21 protein-coding genes and 2 pseudogenes are annotated in these 21799 nt (G+C 32.8%); 17 read left to right on the top strand and 6 right to left on the bottom strand.

Annotated features, from left to right (window positions below; all coding sequences use genetic code 11):
- Positions 1–8: 8 nt before the first annotated feature.
- Positions 9–677, top strand: a complete 669-nt coding sequence (locus tag ACHZK0_RS13760) for a YjgB family protein (protein WP_270606982.1) — start codon at positions 9–11, stop codon at positions 675–677.
- 63 nt (positions 678–740) lie between these two features.
- On the opposite strand, the gene ACHZK0_RS13755 is transcribed toward ACHZK0_RS13760, so the two are convergent.
- Positions 741–1967, bottom strand: coding sequence for an MDR family MFS transporter (locus ACHZK0_RS13755; protein ID WP_395760492.1), 1227 nt, complete (start codon positions 1965–1967; stop codon positions 741–743).
- A gap of 101 nt (positions 1968–2068) precedes the next feature.
- Between ACHZK0_RS13755 and ACHZK0_RS13750 the strand changes: the two genes are divergently transcribed.
- The 5 genes from ACHZK0_RS13750 (at position 2069) to ACHZK0_RS13730 (ending at position 7596) form a co-directional block, all read left to right on the top strand.
- Entirely contained in the window at positions 2069–3805 is a 1737-nt protein-coding gene (locus ACHZK0_RS13750; RefSeq protein ID WP_395761717.1) for an ABC transporter substrate-binding protein, read from the top strand.
- Between the two features lie 158 nt (positions 3806–3963).
- Positions 3964–4587 (top strand): YhbD family protein, encoded by a 624-nt coding sequence (locus ACHZK0_RS13745; RefSeq protein WP_000102259.1) that lies wholly within the window; start codon positions 3964–3966, stop codon positions 4585–4587.
- 13 nt (positions 4588–4600) lie between these two features.
- Positions 4601–5311 carry a bactofilin family protein gene (locus ACHZK0_RS13740; protein ID WP_395760491.1) on the top strand — a complete coding sequence of 237 codons (711 nt, stop codon included), beginning with the start codon at positions 4601–4603 and terminating at the stop codon, positions 5309–5311.
- 18 nt (positions 5312–5329) lie between these two features.
- Positions 5330–6037 (top strand): cytoplasmic protein, encoded by a 708-nt coding sequence (locus ACHZK0_RS13735; protein ID WP_395760490.1) that lies wholly within the window; start codon positions 5330–5332, stop codon positions 6035–6037.
- Between the two features lie 23 nt (positions 6038–6060).
- Positions 6061–7596 (top strand): MDR family MFS transporter, encoded by a 1536-nt coding sequence (locus ACHZK0_RS13730; RefSeq protein WP_262742242.1) that lies wholly within the window; start codon positions 6061–6063, stop codon positions 7594–7596.
- Between the two features lie 54 nt (positions 7597–7650).
- Here ACHZK0_RS13730 and ACHZK0_RS13725 read toward each other — a convergent pair whose 3' ends face one another.
- Positions 7651–7971 (bottom strand): hypothetical protein, encoded by a 321-nt coding sequence (locus ACHZK0_RS13725; RefSeq protein ID WP_064449455.1) that lies wholly within the window; start codon positions 7969–7971, stop codon positions 7651–7653.
- Positions 7972–8224: 253 nt separating this feature from the next.
- Between ACHZK0_RS13725 and ACHZK0_RS13720 the strand changes: the two genes are divergently transcribed.
- A complete protein-coding gene (locus tag ACHZK0_RS13720; RefSeq protein WP_395760489.1) occupies positions 8225–9001 on the top strand; it encodes a BC_2878 family exosporium-associated protein in 777 nt (258 codons plus the stop codon).
- A gap of 246 nt (positions 9002–9247) precedes the next feature.
- Positions 9248–10018 carry a GNAT family N-acetyltransferase gene (locus ACHZK0_RS13715; protein ID WP_262742240.1) on the top strand — a complete coding sequence of 257 codons (771 nt, stop codon included), beginning with the start codon at positions 9248–9250 and terminating at the stop codon, positions 10016–10018.
- A gap of 119 nt (positions 10019–10137) precedes the next feature.
- On the opposite strand, the gene ACHZK0_RS13710 is transcribed toward ACHZK0_RS13715, so the two are convergent.
- Entirely contained in the window at positions 10138–10311 is a 174-nt protein-coding gene (locus ACHZK0_RS13710; protein ID WP_262742239.1) for a hypothetical protein, read from the bottom strand.
- Positions 10312–10559: 248 nt separating this feature from the next.
- On the bottom strand, positions 10560–10991 hold the full coding sequence (locus ACHZK0_RS13705) for a GNAT family N-acetyltransferase (RefSeq protein ID WP_098597313.1): 432 nt from the start codon (positions 10989–10991) through the stop codon (positions 10560–10562).
- A gap of 214 nt (positions 10992–11205) precedes the next feature.
- Between ACHZK0_RS13705 and ACHZK0_RS13700 the strand changes: the two genes are divergently transcribed.
- Positions 11206–12066 (top strand): DegV family protein, encoded by an 861-nt coding sequence (locus ACHZK0_RS13700; RefSeq protein WP_262743416.1) that lies wholly within the window; start codon positions 11206–11208, stop codon positions 12064–12066.
- Between the two features lie 36 nt (positions 12067–12102).
- On the opposite strand, the pseudogene ACHZK0_RS13695 reads toward ACHZK0_RS13700, so the two are convergent.
- Positions 12103–12357 (bottom strand): annotated as a pseudogene (locus ACHZK0_RS13695) (Lrp/AsnC ligand binding domain-containing protein); the annotation flags it as partial.
- On the opposite strand from ACHZK0_RS13695, the pseudogene ACHZK0_RS13690 reads away from it, so the two are divergent.
- From ACHZK0_RS13690 to ACHZK0_RS13670, 5 genes and pseudogenes are all read left to right on the top strand, one after another.
- A pseudogene (locus ACHZK0_RS13690) lies at positions 12347–12790 on the top strand (amino acid permease); the annotation flags it as partial. The pseudogenes ACHZK0_RS13695 and ACHZK0_RS13690 overlap by 11 nt on opposite strands.
- A 115-nt stretch (positions 12791–12905) precedes the next feature.
- Positions 12906–14495, top strand: coding sequence for a M3 family metallopeptidase (locus tag ACHZK0_RS13685; RefSeq protein WP_395760488.1), 1590 nt, complete (start codon positions 12906–12908; stop codon positions 14493–14495).
- 12 nt (positions 14496–14507) lie between these two features.
- The gene (locus tag ACHZK0_RS13680) at positions 14508–15257 is read left to right on the top strand and encodes a WecB/TagA/CpsF family glycosyltransferase (protein WP_262743412.1); all 750 of its coding nucleotides are present in this window, start codon (positions 14508–14510) and stop codon (positions 15255–15257) included.
- 17 nt (positions 15258–15274) lie between these two features.
- Complete coding sequence (locus ACHZK0_RS13675) at positions 15275–16666, top strand: 5'-methylthioadenosine/adenosylhomocysteine nucleosidase (RefSeq protein ID WP_395760487.1); 1392 nt, start codon at positions 15275–15277, stop codon at positions 16664–16666.
- A gap of 81 nt (positions 16667–16747) precedes the next feature.
- Positions 16748–17200, top strand: a complete 453-nt coding sequence (locus tag ACHZK0_RS13670; protein WP_262743410.1) for a GNAT family N-acetyltransferase — start codon at positions 16748–16750, stop codon at positions 17198–17200.
- Between the two features lie 41 nt (positions 17201–17241).
- On the opposite strand, the gene ACHZK0_RS13665 is transcribed toward ACHZK0_RS13670, so the two are convergent.
- Complete coding sequence (locus ACHZK0_RS13665) at positions 17242–17661, bottom strand: hypothetical protein (protein ID WP_000976093.1); 420 nt, start codon at positions 17659–17661, stop codon at positions 17242–17244.
- Positions 17662–17782: 121 nt separating this feature from the next.
- Between ACHZK0_RS13665 and ACHZK0_RS13660 the strand changes: the two genes are divergently transcribed.
- From ACHZK0_RS13660 to ACHZK0_RS13650, 3 genes are all read left to right on the top strand, one after another.
- The gene (locus ACHZK0_RS13660; protein WP_395760486.1) at positions 17783–18430 is read left to right on the top strand and encodes a response regulator transcription factor; all 648 of its coding nucleotides are present in this window, start codon (positions 17783–17785) and stop codon (positions 18428–18430) included.
- On the top strand, positions 18423–19799 hold the full coding sequence (locus tag ACHZK0_RS13655; protein WP_270344198.1) for a sensor histidine kinase: 1377 nt from the start codon (positions 18423–18425) through the stop codon (positions 19797–19799). The genes ACHZK0_RS13660 and ACHZK0_RS13655 overlap by 8 nt, the downstream gene beginning before the upstream one ends.
- A 201-nt stretch (positions 19800–20000) precedes the next feature.
- Positions 20001–21797, top strand: a complete 1797-nt coding sequence (locus ACHZK0_RS13650) for a Xaa-Pro dipeptidyl-peptidase (RefSeq protein WP_270344197.1) — start codon at positions 20001–20003, stop codon at positions 21795–21797.
- Positions 21798–21799 lie beyond the last annotated feature (2 nt).

The following is a 21799-nucleotide window of genomic DNA, read 5'->3' as shown; positions in this document are numbered from 1 at the left end:
TGAAATGTATGAAATTGTATGTAAAGATAGCTATGTTATTTCTCGCTTTTACATGCATATTTGCATTAGCAGCATGTAAAGGGACAGACGAAAAAAAGGAAACAAACCAAACATCGGAAAATAGTAAAGACGAACAGAATAACTCTGCTGAAGAAAAGAAAGAACCTGATGCAAAATCAAATAATGAAGGATCAACAAAACCAAAGGTAGATTCAAGCACGAAAGATACAGTAATAAATCAAAAATCAATTAACCACGTTAAAGAATTATTTGAACTAGCGAAAGAAGGAAAAGTACCTAACGTTCCGTTCGCAGCACATACAGGAGATATTGAAGAAATTGAAAAAGCTTGGGGGAAAGCAAATAAAACGGAACAAGCAGGTAACGGAATGTACGCTACCTTTACAAATAAAAATGTTAGCTTCGGTTTTAATAAAGGGTCACAAGTTTTTGATGTACGCTCCTATCATGCTGAGCTACAATCAATCACATTACAAGAAATAGAGAAAGCATTAGGAAAACCAGCTTCAGTTAAAGTAAATGGGGAAGATAAAATATATGTATATAAAGTAAACAATCAGTTTGAGTTAAAATTCATTATTCCAAAATCGACTGGTAAGGTAAATCATATTTCGGTATTTTCGCCAGAGGATAGTATTAATAAAATGGCAGGGTAATAAAAAGGATGTCACAAAAGTCTCGAGATTTTGTGACATCCTTCTTTTTATTAAGAAAGCATCTTATAAAATATGAGGAGTATGCTCCGAAACATCTTTATTTATTTTACTACGTTCTACATTTTGAATAAACAGTGCTTGTATAATGCCTCCGGCTATTAAGAAACAAGCGCAAATATAAAATAGCATGCTACCGTTTAGTTTACTTAATAAAACCGCACCAAATACAGGACCGCACGTTCGAGCTATATCCCAGTGTAACCCGTAAATTGAAAAATACATTCCACGTTTATCTGTAGGAGCGATTTCTGAAACGAATCGAAGTAAATGGTTTAAAGCAATACTTTCTCCAATGACTAAAAAGAGTAATGTGAAAAATAGTGACGAGATTGTTGCTGAAAATCCGTAGCCAATTGCAGCTATTGTAAAGCAGGTGTAAGAAATGAGTATAATTTTCGTCATGGAAAATCGTTCAGACCATTTTACAAGGAAAATTTGTAGAATGATTTCCAAAATGGCTTTGCATGTTGAAATAAAAGCGAGCATGAATACGAAATCTGGAAATATATCTTTAGCGAAAATGCGATAATTTGTCTCAGTTTGCGCATAAAAAAAACTAATAGGAAGCGTAGTGATCATAAGTCCTAAAACGGCGTAATGTTTGTGTACAAAGTGTTTTGGAGATGATAATTCAAGTTTTTGCTTTGGCGGTGTAAGTACTGGAGCAGTTTCTGGAAGCTGCGTCCAAACAACGACTGCATATATCATAAGTGTAATACTTTGCATAATAAATAAATATTTAGGGTGCGTACGATAAAAGATAGCACCAATTATTGGACCGATTACGGAACCAATTGCAGCCATCGTGTGCAAAAGAGCAAAAATTTCTGCTTGCTGTTTTTGTTGTGTTAAATCAGCAATTTGTGCACGTTGAGCGGGAATATATAAGGAACGGCCCACCCCATTTATGACGTATAACAATGCAAATATAAAAACAGATTGAGCAAAAATGAAGCTTCCGATTGCAACGCCTTGCAGAAGTAAACCGAGTAACATAATTTTCTTTCGCCCATATTTATCAGTTACTCCTCCAGCAATAAGTGTAAATACAATGTCTGAGAGAGGTTGCAGTCCAAAAATGAGCATAGTAATTATTATATTACCGTTTAACATTTTATTAACGTAAATAATCATAATGAGAGCTAACATAGATTCAGTTGTTCGGGTTAATAATTCGCCGCACAGTCTAATAATAATGGGTTTATTATAACGTAGTATGAGATTGTTCAATATTAATTCCTCCTTTCTATATTGAAATGATAAGATGAAAGGAGAGGTGGAAAAAGGGTAGAAACAAAAGGGGTTATTTTTCACCTTTTAGGGGGAGTATGATGTTTATTTTAGATCAATATATTGAACTATGGTGTGCCTATGGTAAAGGTAGAAGAGAAGGAGAGCAATTAGAAGTAACAGTACAAATGATAGCAAAAACATTATTTTGTACGGAGCGTAATAGTAAACTAATAATAAAAAAATTAGAAGAGTTACATTGGATCTCTTGGTTTCCAGGACGCGGGAGAGGGAATCGTTCTAAATTAATCTTTCAAAAGCAACCAATTCCACTAATTTTAGAAAAAGGAAAAGAACTAACGAAAAAAGGAGATGTGAAAAGTGGAATCTCATTTATAGAACGCTACAGCTCACAATTTCCATCAGTAAAGAAAGAGTATGAAGTTTGGGTAGATTCCATATTTGGTCATCAAATAGAACGGACACCTGAAGGAAGAAAAGACGTACTTCGTTTGCAAGTACAGATGAACCTGGACATCGCTTTAGATCCAGTTTACGCAACAATGCGCTCAGAATGTCATATGGTTAAACATATTTTTGATACACTCGTATATGTAAATGAGGAAACAAATTGTATAGAGCAAAGACTTGCTTTTCACTGGGAATATAATAATGCTGACAAGGTTTGGACATTTTATTTAAGAAAAAGCGTATATCTTCATAATGGAAAACGACTAACTGCACATCATGTTATACATTCATTGAATCGATTTATGAAAGCAGAAAACAACCCACACGCATGGATGTTACAACATGTTGAAAGTGTCCGTGCAGTGGATGAATTTGTTGTTGAAATTCAATTACATACGGAAAATAGGATGTTTTTACATATGCTAAGTGCAGAACAGTGTTCTATCGTACATGAAGATGAAACAGGAATCTTCATTGGTACAGGTCCTTTTATATTACGTGAGAAAAATGCACAGTTATTTGTATTAGAAGTGCATGATTTATATTATCGTGAAAGACCTTTTCTTGACCGAATTGAACTAATGAATGTAGAGCAAAATGTAAATACGTATGATGTATTAGTAAAGGCGCAGTATAAAGATAAAGAGAAGCCTAATAAAGAGTTGTCTCGGCTTGAATCGAACGTAACATATGTAACGTGCAATCTTGTAAAAGATGGACCAATGCAAGATGAGTTGTTTCGAAAGGCGCTATATAAAATTATTCATGGTGATATAATTGTTCAAGAGCTCGGCGGTGAACGTGGAGAATTGGCAAAGAAATTAATATTAGCAAATGAGAGCATAGTAGAGATTGAGGAAGATATAGCTAGTTTAATGAAAAGGAGTACGTATCAAAATGAAGTGTTGCAACTCTACACATTTACAGGACGAGATCACGTTGAAGATGCAATATGGATACAAAAAGAGTGTGCGAAGTACGGGATTCGTGTAGAAACTAATTTTCTTGAAATAGAAGAGCTGTTGGAAATCAGTACGATACAAAAGGCTGATATGATGCATGATAGTGCAACTATTAGTGAACGAATTGAAGATAGTCTGCTATATATGTTTCTTACAAAAAATAGCTTTATTCATGGGCAAAGCAGCATGGACTTTCATAAAACGTTGTCACCGTATTTTAAACAAGAACAAGTAGAAAAAAGAGTTACATTGTTACGCGATATTGAGAGTACATTGTTACGTCAAATTCATATTATTCCTTTATACCGGAACAAACAACAAGTAACTTCTCACGAAAAAGTACAAAATATAATGATTAATTCACAAGGGTGGATTGATTTTTATGAAATATGGTTTACATGTTGATATATAAGGGTTTTTACGCATTTTATAGGATGCGTGAGAACTCTTTTTTTTGTGTGAAATATGGTTGTTTTACACATTGTTACGTTACTTGTGATAAAAGTCTGTTTACAGCGTAACAGTGTTATGTTACATTGTTATCAGGAAGGAGTGTTATACAGTTGAGTACAGATTTAATTTCAAAAAAAGATTTATTAGAACTAACTGGTATTTCATACGGACAGTTATATAGGTGGAAAAGAAAAAATTTAATACCGGAAGATTGGTTTGTACGAAAGTCAACATTCACGGGTCAAGAGACATTTTTTCCGAAAGAAAAGATATTAGAGCGTATTGATAAAATTCAAACGATGAAAGAAGATTTATCCCTTGATGAACTAGCGAATATGTTTTCACCGAGTGTAAGTGAAATTCTTTTAACTAAGGAAGACGTCTTACGTAAAGGGATTGCATCAGAGCCAGTTTTACAATTCTTCATAGAACAAACGAATAAAACAACAGAGTTTCAATTTGTAGATATTCTTTATGTGTATATGTTAGAAGAATTACTACAATCGGGAGAGATTAGTTTAGAAGAAGGAAAAATGGTCTTACAAGTTTTACGTGAAAATTATGAAGCGATTAAGCATAAAACTTGTGACTTAATCATCGTCCGGAAGTTAGGGATTTCTACATGTTTCTTAGTTTCAAACGTGGATGATTTAATTTTTGAAAAAGGAACCAAAATTGTTTTACGCGAAGCGATTATGAAATATACCGAAGCATTAAAAACGAAACTATTATAGTGGAGGAGAAAGTATGCGTACAGATAATTTGATTATAAATGGTTACGGTTCATCGAATGGCGGCGAGTTTCATAAAGTGCAATTAAATGGAAAAGGGACTGTAACTGGAAATATTGAATGTGACCAGTTTGAATGTAACGGTTACGGTGCCGTTACTGGAAATTTGAAAAGCAGCAATGCAAGAATTAGTGGATCGGGTAAAGTCGATGGTACAGTTATTGCGGAAACAATGCGAATTGATGGAAAAGCAACAATTACGCAAGATGTGAAGGCGAACAGTTTAAAAATTGCAGGAAAAGGTACGATAGGTGGAAATGTAACTGGTGAAGAATTTAAAGTCAATGGTCAAGCAACGATTGATGGTAATTGCGAAGTTGATACTTTTTCTTCAGAAGGACAATTTACAATTGGTGGATTATTAAGCGCCGATGAAATAAATATTAATATTCACGGTACATGTCGAGCGAAAGAAATTGGTGGTCAAACGATTAAAGTAAAACATAGACTAAGTACTTTTAGTAGACTGTTTAAATCAGTATTTGGTATGCAGTTAGAGGCTGAACTATTAGAAGGTGACAATATTGATATTGATTATGCGCACATAAGAACGGTAAGAGGAAACAATGTGACAGTAGGAGCGAACTGTGAGATCGAACTCATTGAATATACGGGTGTTCTTACTGTCGATAAAAGCGCAAATGTAAAAGAAATTAAGCAGGTCTAATGGGAGGGGAAAAGTAATATGGAACATCAACATAGTCTTACTGTCAATGGTTCTGGTAGTTCAGCAGGCGGGGATTATAACAAAGTGAAGATACGCGGCGAAGGAACGATTTGTAATGATATGAGTTGTAATGAATTTAAAACATACGGAACGAGTGATGTACAAGGTAATATGAAAGTAAAAGATTATGTTGTGTATGGAGATAGTGAAATACAAGGAAATGTAACTGCGGAATATGTAAAAGTATATGGAAATACACAAATGAATAGTGATGCTCATATTGAAAAAATGAAAGTAAGAGGTATGATAGAAGTTAAAGGGAAGTTTACTGGTGATTTCGTAGATGTGAAAGGCGCTTTAAATGTGAAAGGAGATATTGAAGTAGAGGAATTATCACTAACGGGTGGCCTTGAAAGTGATGGATTACTTAATGCTGAAAATATTGAAATTTCACTTCGTTATGAAGGAAGTAAAGTGAGAGAAATCGGTGGTAAGAAGATTACCGTTCGTAAAAAAGCAAGATTTATTCCATTTACAAGTCACGCAGGAAGCCTCCAAACGTCTATCATTGAAGGAGATGAAATTTATTTAGAGCATACTATCGCTGAAGTAGTTAGAGGAAACAACGTTACCATTGGACCAGGGTGTGAAATTAGTGTTGTAGAATATCATACTAGCTTTAACCAAAAAGGTAATGCAGTTGTAAAAGAACATAAACAAATATAAGTAGTACGAGGGAGAGCAAGGTTATGGTTGAGAAGAATAATAAGCTCGGCTTTGTTGTGGCGGGCTTATTGCTAGGTATTTTAATGGCATCAATGGATAATACCATTGTCGTAACAGCAATGGGAACGATCGTTGGTGACTTAGGAGGCCTTGAAAACTTTGTATGGGTCGTTTCTGCCTATATGGTCGCAGAAATGGCAGGTATGCCGATATTTGGTAAACTATCAGATATGTATGGTAGAAAAAGATTCTTTATTTTCGGTTTAATCGTCTTTATGATTGGTTCAGCACTTTGTGGTACTGCTGAAAATATTACACAGTTAGGTATTTATCGTGCCATTCAAGGTATTGGCGGTGGGGCATTAGTGCCGATCGCGTTTACTATCGTTTTTGATATTTTCCCTCCTGAAAAACGCGGGAAAATGGGTGGATTATTCGGAGCAGTATTTGGTTTATCAAGTATTTTTGGTCCGTTACTTGGTGCATATATTACAGATTACATTAGCTGGCACTGGGTATTTTACATTAACTTACCGCTTGGCGTTTTAGCACTTATTTTTATTACATTCTTTTATAAAGAATCACGAGTTCATAGAAAGCAAAAAATTGATTGGTTTGGCGCAATTACTTTAGTTGGTGCAGTAGTTTGTTTAATGTTTGCTTTAGAGCTTGGCGGACAAAAGTATGATTGGGATTCTAGCTTTATTTTAAGTTTATTTAGCGGATTCGCTATTTTAATTATTGCATTTATTTTTATTGAACGAAAAGTAGAAGAGCCAATCATTTCATTCGAGATGTTTAAACAACGTTTATTCGGAATGAGTACCATTATTGCATTATGTTACGGTGCTGCGTTCATGTCAGCAACTGTATATATTCCATTATTTATTCAAGGTGTATATGGCGGTACTGCAACAAATTCGGGATTATTACTTTTACCGATGATGTTAGGATCAGTCGTAACAGCGCAGTTAGGTGGATTTTTAACGACGAAGCTTAGCTACCGAAACATTATGATTATTTCTGCGGTTATTATGCTAATTGGATTATTCTTATTAAGCACATTAACGCCAGAAACAAGTCGTATATTATTAACGGTTTATATGATTATTATTGGATTTGGAGTAGGCTTCTCATTCTCTGTACTAAGTATGGCAGCTATTCACAACTTCGGTATGGAACAGCGCGGATCTGCAACTTCAACGAGTAATTTCATTCGTTCATTAGGAATGACATTAGGTATTACAATCTTTGGAATGATCCAAAGAACAGGTTTCCAAGATCATTTAGAAGAAGCATTTAAAGGGATAAGCGGGGGAATGAATACAAACGCTTTAGGAGATTCAAGAGCTATCCTATCAGAATCGGCAAGATCTCAAATCCCGCCGCAAATATTAGATAAAATTATTGACGCTCTTTCTAGCTCCATTGTTCAAACATTTATGTGGGCATTAGTACCAGCTGGTTTAGCATTCGTATTTATTTTCTTTATGGGAAATGAGCGCATGGTAATTAAGAAACAACAAACAAATAAAAAGAGCGAAACATCAAAAGCGTAATGAAAAAGCTACTTTCCAATTGGAAAGTAGCTTTTTCATATGTACGGATTTAGATTAGCCTTCGATAATTTCGTATTCTTCGTCTGCTAATAATAAAATTTGTGTTTTCTTACCTTTGTTTTGAACTTCGATTACATCGTATGCACCTAAGTCTCTTAGTTTGTTTTGAGAAGCGTTAACCATAACTTCCATAGAATCAATTAAGATATCTTCTTCAATGTATGATTCAGGCAATGCCATATCTTCTGTTTCTAATACACATGCATATAGATTTTGTAAGTTTTCAGCAGTTGGGTTTTGTTCCTCAACATCAATGATGTTTTTTACTGCTTCCATATTTTCTTCTTTTGCTTGGTATACTTTAATTTTAGCCATTGTTTTATTCTCCTTTATAACGTAATCGTAGAGGCTACACCTTATTATAACGTTTTTTTCATGAAAGATGAAATTGTTATATGTATTTATAGGAGAATTTATGTGTTATTACTTATTATTGGCGTAATTTCATTATTAATGTGATGAGTAAGTAATTATATTCCTAGCTTAAAGTTATATTGTCCAAGCTTTTTTATACTCCGTTCATATTATATGTATTAGATAAAATATAAAGAGAAGGGATGGAGTGTAAGTGGGTTGTGAGCCGAAACGAAGTCGTCGATGTTGTCAAAAAAGCATATGTGAATTTTTACAAAGTCTAGAACCGTTTACGAAAGTGGAGAGTATCGTAATAGGTGGAAACAAAATTGTTGTATCTTATTTCCTTTCATTTAATGAGAGGGAAGGTATTGTATCATTCGTACAAGAGGATAGTGAGGTTATCTTTGTAGATTGTTCGAGAATTGATGCAATCCGAATAGGGAAAGTTTGTAGCTGCAAAACGAAAGTTAAATATATCGAAGAGGACTTTAGCTTGCTAGGAAATGTTTGTCCACAATGTTTAACAGAGGGGAGTACAATCTTTTTCGATTTTAATATCCCTGAATTAAATGTATCTTTACAAGCAGCAACAATTAATCCACCTAGATGTACTGAATTTACAGATGAACTTGGGAATGTCGTTAAGCAAATTACTATAGTCGGTAAGGCGATTGTTTCTAAAGATTTTGTTCAAGTTCCTCAACTGTTAAGTTTTCGATTGCTTTTATCACATCCAGCTGGGGATCCTTTAAACTATGGATTGCTATTTATAAATTTCCCTGATGTTACTTATATTTTTATTTTGGCATCAAGTGGATATCTTTCCATTTCAAACTGTTTAAAAATAGAGAGTGGGACTGGTAATACGGAAATAGAAGAGATGAAAAAGATAATAATGAGTGAAAATAATACGTATAAATCCGTTGTTAAATTAACGAAAGTATATAACAACGGAGTAACAGAATCATATATTTATAAGAATGAGTAACATATGTATTTAAATGAACCCTCAAACCAATGTTGAGGGTTGTTACATAATAAAAGATTATAGATTGTAAATTATTATTAAGTATATTAACTGTTAACCTTTATAAAGGACAGTCAATTACTATTCATTAGATGTTATAATAAATTTATATTTATATAGAATTTAGTAAACGTTTGCTTATATGTAGAATAAACAGACTTATGAAAAAGTAGGGGTACATTGATTCTAACGAAAGAAGGAATTTGAATGATATATGAAGCGAATATACATACGAGAGAAAAATTAGTTACTATGTTCGAAGATTTCAATAATGTTGTTTTACTTTCTTATTTACAAGGACATATGGGCACTGCTTGGGTAAATGATCTTGAGAATCCAACAGTAGCGCAAGTTACGGTAGGGATCTTTACATTTTACGCTGGGGATTCGAATGCGAAAGAAACTGAAGAATTAATACGTAACATTCCTGATAGAATGTTAGTAATCGCAAATAGTGAAGAGTGGAAAAAACGCATAGAAACATGTTACGAAAGAAAAATAGATAAGTTTTTACGCTATAAATTCAAACGTAATGCGGAAGTTTTTGATCGTTCAAAATTACAATCTTTTATATCGGCGCTTCCAAAAGGATACGAGTTACGAAAAATAGATGGACATATCGTAAATACCCCTACATTACATAAGGTTTCTGAAGATTTTACAAGTCAATTTCAATCAGTAGAAGATTATTTAAACCGAGGTATAGGGTATAGTATTTTGTACAATGGAGCAGTTGTATGCGGTGCATCATCATACAGCATTTATGATAATGGGATTGAAATCGAAGTGGCGACTGATCGCAATCATAGAAGAAAAGGATTGGCGACTATAGTTAGTGCATCGTTAATCTTGGATTGTTTAGAAAAAGAGATATATCCAAACTGGGATGCAGCAAATACTACATCTGCTAAACTAGCTGAAAAGCTAGGATATGTTTTTGATAAAGCGTATGATACGTATTTTGTGGATAATAGATAAATTTCGTCTTAAATAAAAGAGCAGCTAGCAAAAGCTAACTGCTCCTCTCCAAGGGAGAATGGAGAAATACAATCATGTTATTTACATTATTGACGGAACAGTAATTTTTAATCAAATAACTATATAAGTTTAGATAAAATATCTTTGATTAAACCTGAGGCTCCGATTAAGAGTACTGATAAAAAAACGATTGAAAATATACTTTTTTTAGGTTTATTAAATTCTAGGTAAATGTTAATAATGGCACCAATTGCAACTACAATAAAGATAACGAGTCTTACTACATCTATCATGAATAACGCTCCTTTTAATTACTTAATTGTATTATATAGGAATTCTCCTTCTGATTAGTTTGTTGGAATACGATTTAAGGTAACTTTAAACAAAATAATCTTTTATACGAATGTAATGTTAGGAGAAAAAGGAAGCGTATGTAGTAATTGTATCTCTTGTAGAAGCTGATGGTGACCAAATAAAGTACGGTTTTTAGTTGAGTGGGAGAAATAATTTGTATTTTGATATACGATCTTTTTAGGCGCACTTACAGCTTACATAATAAAACATGCTTATCATAATGATCTAAACACCAATTATATTTTTTTAGAATAATTGGATGAACCGCTTCTTTCGTAGTATCGACCTCAGTATAGCCATATTTCTTATAAAAGTTTTCTAATTCCTCAAAAGGAAGACAATATACATGTTGTACATGTAATTTCTTCGCAGTTTCTACTAAAAATGAAACAAGTTCCCCAGCTAATTGTAGACCTCTAAATTGAGGGAGAATAAAAATCCCACCCATTTCTATAGTATCTTCACCTATTTGGACTAAACGACCAACACCTGCATATTCATTGTTGTATGTAATGATTGCGACTTTCTCTCGATTTAAATCACTTCGTACAAATCCTATTGAGTCATATTGTTTATTAATCCATTCTAAATCATTAGAGGTGGCTAATTGAATACTCATTTGTATCACTCCTTTGGAAAATTCGATATATTTGTATTATACAGAATGTAAAGCGGTTAAATTTAGATGATTTTTAATAACAGTTCAAGTTTTGAAGAATAGTGCATACAATATAAAGTCTTTTCCTTTCTTCATTTAAGTTTTACGTATATAATTTAAAAGTACTATTTTTATTTTATATTTTTTATATTTATAACAGAATAGAGGTTTAAAAATGGGTGTTAAAATCATTACGGATAGTGCGGCGGATTTACCGGTAGAATTGCTGCAAGCATATGATATTGATTTAATTCCACTCCGTGTTTATGATGAAGCAGAAACAGAGTATTTAGATGGAGTTACATTAGAGTCAGTTACATTATTGCAAAACATGAGAGAAGGCGCTGTTTATAGAACGTCATTGCCTTCACTTGAAACTTTCCAAGAAAAATTTGTTTCTTATGCAAAAGAAGGTAATCCTTGTATATATTTAGCTTTTTCATCTGAACTGTCCGGTACATATCAATCGTCAGTTGTTATTAAAGAAGAAGTGAAAGAAACATATGCTAATTTAGATTTAGAAATTATTGATACGAAATGTGCTTCGCTTGGTCAAGGACTTGTCGTATTAGAAGCTGCTAAAATGGCGAAAGACGGCGCATCAAAAGAAGATATTTTAAAACGTGTTGATTTTCTAATGAACCATATGGAACATATCTTCACTGTAGCTGACTTACAGTATTTAGTGAGGGGTGGGCGTTTAAGTAAAGTAGCAGGCTTTATCGGTGGTTTACTAAACATTAAGCCAATCTTAAACGTGGAAGAAGGAAAACTTGTACCACTTGAAAAAGTACGAGGAAAAAAGAAAGTATTAAGCCGTATTGTAGATATTATGGAAGAGCGCGGAAAAGACCTTCAAGGTCAAACAATCGCTATGACTCACGGTGATGACTTAGAAACAGCTGAAGCATTAAAAGCATTAATTACAGAGAGATTTGGCTGTGAAGTATTTATCGTAAATACAATTGGTGCAGCAATCGGAGCACATACAGGACCTGGCGTTATAACGTTATTTTTCTTAAATGAAGTAGAGTAAAGGATTGATCTTTTGATCAATCCTTTTTTTTTATTATTAATCTGTAATAATCGGTCGATATGGTATTGGTGAAGATAAAATCATCGAAGTTTTCACCGTACCAAAAGGAATAACGATATCAATCAATTCCTCTAATTCCTTCATAGAGTAAACTGCTACTTTTAAGAAATAGCTACTTTCACCTGTTACTCGATGACATTCGAGTATTCTATATTCTTCGTAGATTTTCTCCTCAAATTTTTTACAAGGAATCTTTAGATTTTCAATTCTTAAAAATGTATTTGTAGCTTTTATCATTTGTTTAGGGACGACAAATGCATTTATTGCAAGTATGGGGCGCTTAGGTTATTCACTAGGAAAAGAAGAAGTTGCACCACGTTATCTAGCGCATATTAATAAAAATAGAGAAACACCAACAAATGCAGTAAAAGTTGTAGGTTATATTGCAATAATAGGTTTATTAATAAGTTTTATTTTTCATATTAGTATAGATAAAATTGTATTAATACCAAATTCGTTAGGAATTGTAACATATATAGTCGGTACTGCGGCTGGAATGAAGTTAATAAAGAATAGGTTAGGCAAAATTTTTTCTATAGTAGCTTTTACATGTAGTGTAATAGTTTATCCCTTTATTGGAGGAGTAGTACTTATTCCAGTGGTCGTATCATTCATCTGTTTATGTTATATGCGTTTTAGTAGCAGAGGAAAAGAATATAAATAAGAATGCGTTTATAGGAATCTAAATATTTAAAGATATTAAAATTTTTACATTTCATTTATAATTGTGAGGGGGGAAATATCTGTAACTATTTGTAAAAATAGGAGGCGGCTAAAAAATGCATGAAATTGCTAGATGGGATTTAGATCGATTGTATGCAATTGAGGATATTCTAACTCCAATATTGGAGTTGAAAGAACAATATTATGTGACAAAAGATGTAGCGATTCTTTCAAAACTTATACAAGCTATTGAAAAAGCAGAATACTATATGTATTGCCGATCGGCTGAAGAAAGTGTTACATCTGAACTTGCTATAGCGTCTACGACAGTAAAAGATTTGAAAAGAGAAGTGCAGCAAGTAATGCAGCAAAGTGAAATGGAAACTTCCAATAATATTAATACTAATTTAATAAAAGATGAACTTGATGCATGGGAAAATATGTACATACAATTAAGAAATAAGATAGAAATAGAACACAATAATAAACAATTATCATTTGGCCACGCAAATAACATTGCAATGAATAGTGATAATGAAAAGGAAAGATTAGAAGTATTCGAGTTATTAACAGGTGCTTTATATAAGGAAAAAGTAATCTTTGCTACTGTATTAAATCAAATAGGGAAATTGCGTAATACAAAGAGTAATGAATTAGAAGATAGAGAGATTTTAACGCAATCTCTACATGCGAATGGTATTTCTGAAACTGCATTATTACAAATGTGGAATGCGACAGAAGAAAATCTTGATACATTAGTAAGTGCTTTAAACGTGTATAAGAAGGGGAAAGCTTCGATTACATGGCATGAACTTATGACAGTAAAAGAACATAATGAGACTTTTATACCTTTTTCAGTTGCAGTGCAGAACATATACGATGCATTACAAAATCTTGATAAAGAATTAGCAGAATTTGCACGTAATGCAATCGAGAGTGGATGGGTGGATGCGGAACCGAGAGATAATAAACCACCTGGTGGATTTTGTGCTCCTTTTTTCAGTGAAAAAGAATCACGAATTTCTATGCGTTATGACGGAAGTATCGATAGTGTAAGAGTACTTGCGCACGAACTAGGACATGCTTGGCATTTTTATAATATGAGTTTTGAGCAATCTACTTCTTTTTTAGATGATTATTTGCCAATGAGTACGGCTGAATCGGCGTCTATTTTCTTTGAAACCGTGCTTATAAACTATTTAATTCAAACAACAGATAATATAGATATGAAAAAGTCATTGCTTAGTTGGAAAATAAGAAACTTTTTTAATTATGTAATGGCAATTCGAGCATCATTTGAATTTGAAATGAATTTTTATGAAAAATGTAAAGAAGGTCCCTTAAGTGCTGATGAAATCGAGAAATTATCAATAGTAGCCCAAGAAAAAGCATACGGGAATGCATTATTAGAATATCAGCCGTTTGTTTGGATGAAATATGTTCAATTTTATATTGCAGATGTTCCTTTCTATAATTATCCATATACATTTGGGTATTTAGCTAGTTTTAGTTTATTAGAAATAGCTCAAGAAAGTAAAAGTACTTTTCATTCAAAATATAAAGAGTTTTTACGAGAAACAGGAAAATCTCCAGTGGAAGAGCTTATGAAAAAACATTTTGAAGTAGATATAGCAAGTTATGCATTCTGGGATAAAGCTTATAAACAAATTTCTAAAGATATTGATGAATATTTGCAACTTATGTAAGGGGAGAGTATAGTGGATCACCAACTTATAAAGGGGATACCTTTTTCAACTTTAGAATATGAAAAAGCTATAAGTTTATTAAAAGGTTGGCTACATGAACAACAAGAGAAACCAAGGTTTGTAGTAACTGCAAATCCTGAAATTGTTATGTCTGCAAAGGAAAACACGAAAAAATCAAAGCAGTTTAAAAAGATGTTACTATCTGCGGATTTAATAACAGCGGATGGCATTGGTGTCATAATTGGCTCGAAAATATTAAAAGGAGCTTTGAAAGAACGTGTTACTGGAGCAGATATCACTCATGATTTAATCAAATATTGTAACGACAATGGATACCGTGTCTTTCTTTTTGGAGCTGCACCAGAAAGTAATAATAAGGCAATAGTAAAATTAAATGAGCAGTTCCCAGGAGCACTGTTTAAAGGACAGCATGGATTTGTAAATAGTGAAGAAATAGAAGAAGTAAAAATGAAAATTAAGCAATTCAAGCCGCACTTATTGCTAGTCGGACTAGGTTCACCAAAACAAGAAGAATTTATCTATGAAAACATACAAACATTAAATGTTCCGCTATCTATTGGTATTGGAGGCATGATTGATATAATATCTGGTACTGTAAAAAGAGCACCAAAAATTATGAGGGATACTGGAACTGAATGGCTGTATAGGTTACTCTCACAGCCGAAAAGGTTAAAGAGACAACTTGTACTTCCGAGATTTTTATTTTCAGTTATGTCTGAAAGAATTAAGGGAAGTAATTAATAAAGGGGACAACATACATGAATAGAATCGGAATTATCGGAGCAATGCAAATTGAAATAGACTTACTTTTAGAAAAACTAGCTATACAAGAGGAACAGACGATTGCGGGAATGCCTTTTTACATTGGCGAATTTATGGGGACAGAAGTAATTATTACACGTTCTGGTGTAGGGAAAGTTAATGCAGCCGCATGTACGCAAACATTAATTCATAAATTTAATGTAGATGCTATCATAAATACAGGTGTTGCTGGCGGTTTACATCCAGATGTAAAAGTTGGTGATATCGTTATTTCAACGAATGTTACCCATCATGATGTAAGTAAAACTCAAATGAAAAACTTATTCCCGTTCCAAGAAGAATTTATGGCAAGTAAGGAATTAATAGAGTTAGCATGTAAAGCATGCAATAGTAGTTGTTTACATATGGAGATTCATGAAGGAAGAATCGTCAGCGGTGAATGTTTTGTTGAGGATTCAAAACTAAAAGCTAAATTAATAGATGATTATGCACCTCATTGTACAGAAATGGAAGGTGCAGCAATAGGACATATTGCTTACATAAATGACGTACCATTTCTCGTTATAAGATGTATTTCTGACAGTGCAGACGATGAAGCTCAAGTTTCCTATGATGATTTCGCAAGAACTGCCGCAAATTATTGTTCAGAAATTATCGTTGAGATGCTGAAAAATATATCGAGTAATACTTATAGTTCAAAAGGAGAGAATGACATGTTACAAGCATTAATTTTTGATATGGACGGTACGTTATTTCAAACAGATAAAATTTTAGAATTATCGTTAGATGATACTTTTGATTATTTGCGTTCATTACAATTATGGGATACGGTAACACCTATTGATAAATACCGTGAAATCATGGGTGTGCCGTTACCGAAAGTTTGGGAAGCTTTATTACCGGATCATTCTCTTGAAGTAAGAGAACAAACAGATGCATATTTTTTAGAAAGATTAATTGAGAATATTAAGAGTGGAAAAGGTGCTTTATACCCGAACGTAAAAGAAATTTTTACAAATATAAAAGAAAATAATTGTTCAATATATATTGCTAGCAATGGTTTAACTGAATATTTACGAGCAATTGTATCTTATTATGACTTAGACCAATGGGTTACTGAAACGTTTAGTATTGAACAAATAAACTCACTTAATAAAAGTGACTTAGTAAAAAGTATTTTGAACAAATATGATATAAAAGAAGCAGCGGTAGTTGGAGACCGTTTATCTGATATAAACGCAGCGAAAGAGAACGGTTTGATTGCGATTGGATGCAATTTTGATTTTGCACAAGAAGATGAACTTGCTCAGGCGGATATAGTAATAGATGATTTATTGGAGTTGAAGGGGATATTGCCTGAAGTAAAGAATAAGCATGTTACGAATTGAATAAAATAACAATCATAAAAATGCTCAGAATAAATGATTCTTGAGCATTTTTATGTATTTTCAAATTAAGGGGGAAATCAATTGAAAGATATACATATTCAACAAATAGAAGATTTAATGATATATGAACACGATTATCTTGTTCAAGAAAGCAAAGAAGAAGGATTTAATTTCCTAGTAAAACTAATAAGTGAATATGAAAATAAAATAAACACATTTAATAAAACTGGTGAATGTTTATATGGCATTTTTCAAGGGGAAAATTTAATTGGAATAGGAGGGTTAAATGAAGATTCATATACAGAAAACAATAAGATTGGCCGATTAAGGAGATTTTATATTTCAAAGGACTATCGTCGTATAGGGTTAGGGAACTTGTTATTAAACCGATTATTATTTCATGCAGAAAAGTATTTTAAAGTGGTTGTTTTACATACGGATACGAAACAAGGTAATGCGTTTTATACTGCAAATGGATTTGTGAAAGGAGAATTTTATAAAGGGTCTAGTCACTTTAAAGTATTATATGAGTAAAACAAGAGACTTTATAAGCTTATAAAGTCTCTTGTTTCTATTTAATTATGTTTCACATTCATTTCTTTCAATAATCCCTTCGGATCACCTTTCACATAATAAAAATGCGGGTTGTTTTCATCATCGTAAAGCATAATATAAGGTTTTTGATTAAGTGGTAGAAGAATTAGAACTTCATCAATTGTTGTATGTAACCATTGATTTGTAATAGAAACTGGTTTAGATAAAGGGATTTTTATCATGTGACCATCTTTTGGAACGACGTTTAAGTTTTTGAACGGGCCAGTAATGGATTTAGCATATTGAACAGCTTCTTTTTGAATAGCTGGATCTAAAGATTGTTTTTGAACGACCATTTCTTTTTGACAATCAAATACTTCAATTTGTTGATTAGTATTTGCGAACGCATTTGTTGATAATAAGAAGAAAAGAAGAGTAATGACCCCGATTTTTTTCATCATAGTACAACACCTCGTTTTTACTATACCCTTAAAAGGTTCAAATATTTTTCTGTCACATTTATGTAACGAAGAAGTTGTATAATACAATTGGTTTTTGTTTAATAGCAATGGAGGATCATGTATGAGAGTATTAATCGCAGATGATGAACAAGATATGTTAAGGATTTTAAAAGCTTATTTCGAGAAAGAAGGCTTCGAAGTTTTATTAGCAAAAGATGGAGAGGAAGCACTTCAAATATTTTTTGATGAAAAAATTGATTTAGCTATTTTAGATTGGATGATGCCGAAACATAGTGGTATTACAGTTTGTCAGGAAATAAAAAAGAATTCAAGCGTAAAGGTATTAATGCTTACGGCGAAAAGTGAAAGTGAAGATGAATTAGCAGCGCTTCAAAGTGGTGCAGATGAATATGTAAAAAAACCATTTCATCCAGGCGTACTCATTACACGAGCGAAAAAGCTAATACAACTTGATGATGTCATTCAAGTTCAAGATTTGAAAATAGATTTCACTAAAAATAAAGTTTATAAAAATGACAAAGAGTTGGATATTACAAAAACAGAGCTAGAATTAATAAAGTGTTTTTTAAATCATAAAGGCATGATTTTAACTCGCAAAAAATTGTTAGATATCGTATGGGGATTTGACTATTTTGGTGAAGAGCGAACTGTTGATACACATGTAAGAAGATTACGTAAAAAAGTAGGAGAGAATATCATAAAGACGCACCGCGGGCTAGGATATAGTTTGGAGGAGCAGAGTGAATAAACTTGGAAAAAAGCTATTTCTCAGCATTTCTTTAACTGTTATTCTTATTTTTACAATCTCTTTATTATTAATTAACTATCTTTTACCGAAATATAATATTTACAAAACGCGAGAAAGCTTAGAAGGTATAACAGCACAAATACAGTCCATACCGAGTAAACAACTGGATGAAGCAATTACTAGCATTGAAAATGAAGGAAATGTTACGATTGCGTATACATCCATAAAAGACTCAGAAGATCATATTAATGATGAATTACGAATGCAACTTTCAAGGAAAAGAGTTGCACTTAATAAACTTTGGATTACTAAAGAAGAAATAATGAAAGTAAAGCACTTCGGGAAATCGAATAAAATATATGATCAAGAGAAGATGAAATCTAGCTTTTTTGTGAAATACATTGCGAAAGAGGATATGTTGATTTTAGTAGGGGTTTCGATTGCACATTCTAATGAAGTAATCAAAACGTTAAATTCATTTTATTTGTACATTTTAGGCATTACGATTTTTCTCATTATCGTACTTGTATGGATACTTTCAACAACAATCACTAGACCATTGAAAGAATTAAGTGAAGTGGCAGAAGATATTTCAAATTTGAAATTTGAACGAGCGAAAGTGAAAACAAATGATGAAATAGGAGAATTAGCTAATAGTATTAATGTCATGAGTGATAAACTACATGAGGCACATGAAGATTTAACAGATCGAAATGAACATTTAAAACGATTTATGGGTGATGTGACGCATGAATTAAAAACTCCAATCTCGTTAGTTAAAGCATATTCTATGGGAATAAAAGATGGTTTAGATGATGGTACATACATAGATACTATTATTAAACAAACTGATCACATTTCGAACTTAATTGAAGAGTTATTACGATTTTCTAAACTAGAGAGAGATGTTTTACAAAAAGAACAATTTTCTATTGTATCACTAGTCCAAAGTATATTAGATAAGCATAAGATTGAACTGGAATCGAAAGAAATTGATTTGCATGTGAAATATAATGTTGGCGATGCAATTATTTATGCAGATATAAATAAAATGAGAATGGTGTTTCAAAATTTAATATCTAATGCAATAAAATATACAGCAAATCAACATATAAAAATTACTTTAGAAGAACGAAATGACAGTGTATATTTTCAAATTCAAAATGGTATGAATGTAGAACATATAAAAGATATTGATAAAATTTGGGAACCTTTTTATGTCTTAGAATCTTCTCGTAGTAAAGACCATTCTGGTACAGGACTAGGTTTAGCGATCGTGAAAAGTATTTTAGAAAGACATGGTTTTGATTATGGTGTCTATACAATAGAGGGAGATATACGATTTTATATTAATATGAAGAATGACTAATTCAATACTATTAGAAACATCGTCTATTATTAGGCGATGTTTTTTATTGATTATATGAGAGTAGTAAATCAGAAAATATAACCTCGAAAGCTCATTTGAATGGTGCTCTACCAATTTTTTAAGTTATCGAATAAATATAAACTGAATTTTCAGTAATTTTGTTGTATAGTAAAAAGGAGACATATATGGGGAGGAAAGAATATGGGGAAAAAGAAAATAGCAATTACATTATCAACAATCGTATCTTTATCAGTCACATCAGGAGTTTCTAGTATGACTGTGTATGCAGAAAAGAAAGAAACAAACTACATAAATGAAAATGACGTGAAGTTAAATGGGAAAGTTGCAGAAGGACTACAATCAAATACGAAGATCGAATTAGAAAATGGGATGACAAAGCCGATTTACTCGCTTGATGAAGCAATTATCGAAAATCTATTTGTAGAGACGGAAGTTGATAGTGATCGAGATGGAAAAAAAGATCGTGTATCAGTAAAGGTTATGCGTCCTAAGACTGATCCTAATGTGAAAGTTCCTGTTATATATGAAATGAGCCCATATCGAGCTGGTTTAAAAGATGTACCTGTATATAATGTAGACGAAGAATTGTATGCGTATGAAGGCAAACCGTATGGAGCTGTTAATCTTGGTTCATACGGCAATTATTATGTACCAAGAGGCTATGCAGTCATTTTAGGTGAAAGTATTGGAACTGGAAAATCAGACGGATGTCCAACTACTGGGGATGAGCAAGAAATATTAGGGACAAAATCTGTTATTGATTGGGTAAATGGACGTGCGAAAGCATATACAGAAAATGGTGAGGAAGTTAAGGCTGATTGGTCAACAGGAAATGTAGGTATGACAGGAGTATCTTATAATGGTACGTTACCGAATGCTGTTGCGACGACTGGTGTTGAGGGGTTAAAAACAATTATTCCAATCGCAGCGATTAGTAGTTGGTATGATTATTATCGTGCAAACGGTGCAGTCATTGCGCCAGGTGGATACCAAGGAGAAGATACAGATAATATGGCAGAAGCAGTACTAACAAGAGAAAATCCTGAAGTTTGCGGACAAGTAATAAAAGAGTTAACATCTGGACAGGACCGGAAAACTGGTAATTATAATGATTTTTGGGATAAACGTAATTATGTAAAAGATGCTAAAAATGTAAAAGCAAGCGTATTTGTTGTTCATGGTTTAAATGATTGGAATGTTAAGACGAAGCAGTTCGCGCAATGGTGGGATGCACTTGGAGAAAATAATGTTCCTCGTAAAATGTGGTTACATCAAGGTGGACACGGTGGGACATCAACGAATGACTGGCAAAAAACACAAAATAAATGGCTCGATTATTGGTTGTATGGAATTGAAAATGGAATTATGAATGAACCGATGGTTGATGTACAACGTGAAAATAAAACTTGGGAAAAATTAAAAAACTGGCCGGATCCATCAGCTGTGCCGTCAAAAGTTCGTATGTATTTAAGTAACAAGGTAGTTAATTTACCATTAAGTATGGGCTCTGCAAATAAAGTTTTCTCATTCGTAGATGATGCAAAATTGAAATCAAATCAATTAATAGCAAACCCAGAATTAGAAGTAGCAAATCGATTAGTGTATACAATGCCGGTATTACAAAAAGATATGAGAATTAGCGGGACACCAAAGATTTCAATTACAGGAAATATTGATCGTCCTGTATCAAATTTAACAGCATTACTTGTTGATTATGGCGGAGCAAAGCCTGAAATAGTTACGAGAGGTTGGATGGACCCACAAAACTTAAATAGTATAAAAGATTCAACAGCACTTAAACCAGGTAAAGATTATACATTCACATGGGACATGCAGCCAGATGATTATGTATTTAAAGCGGGGCATCAAATAGGGGTTGTTTTACTCGCTAGTGACTATGATTATACAATTAGACCGAAAGCGGGAACGAATCTTACAGTGAAATTAAGTGAAGTGACATTGCCAATTGTAAAATAAAT

This window comes from Bacillus sp. 3G2 (assembly GCF_044324725.1).
GTDB classification, from domain to species: domain Bacteria; phylum Bacillota; class Bacilli; order Bacillales; family Bacillaceae_G; genus Bacillus_A; species Bacillus_A mobilis.
The sequence above is the reverse complement of the archived record's forward strand: the minus strand, read 5'-3'. Positions and strand labels throughout refer to the sequence as shown.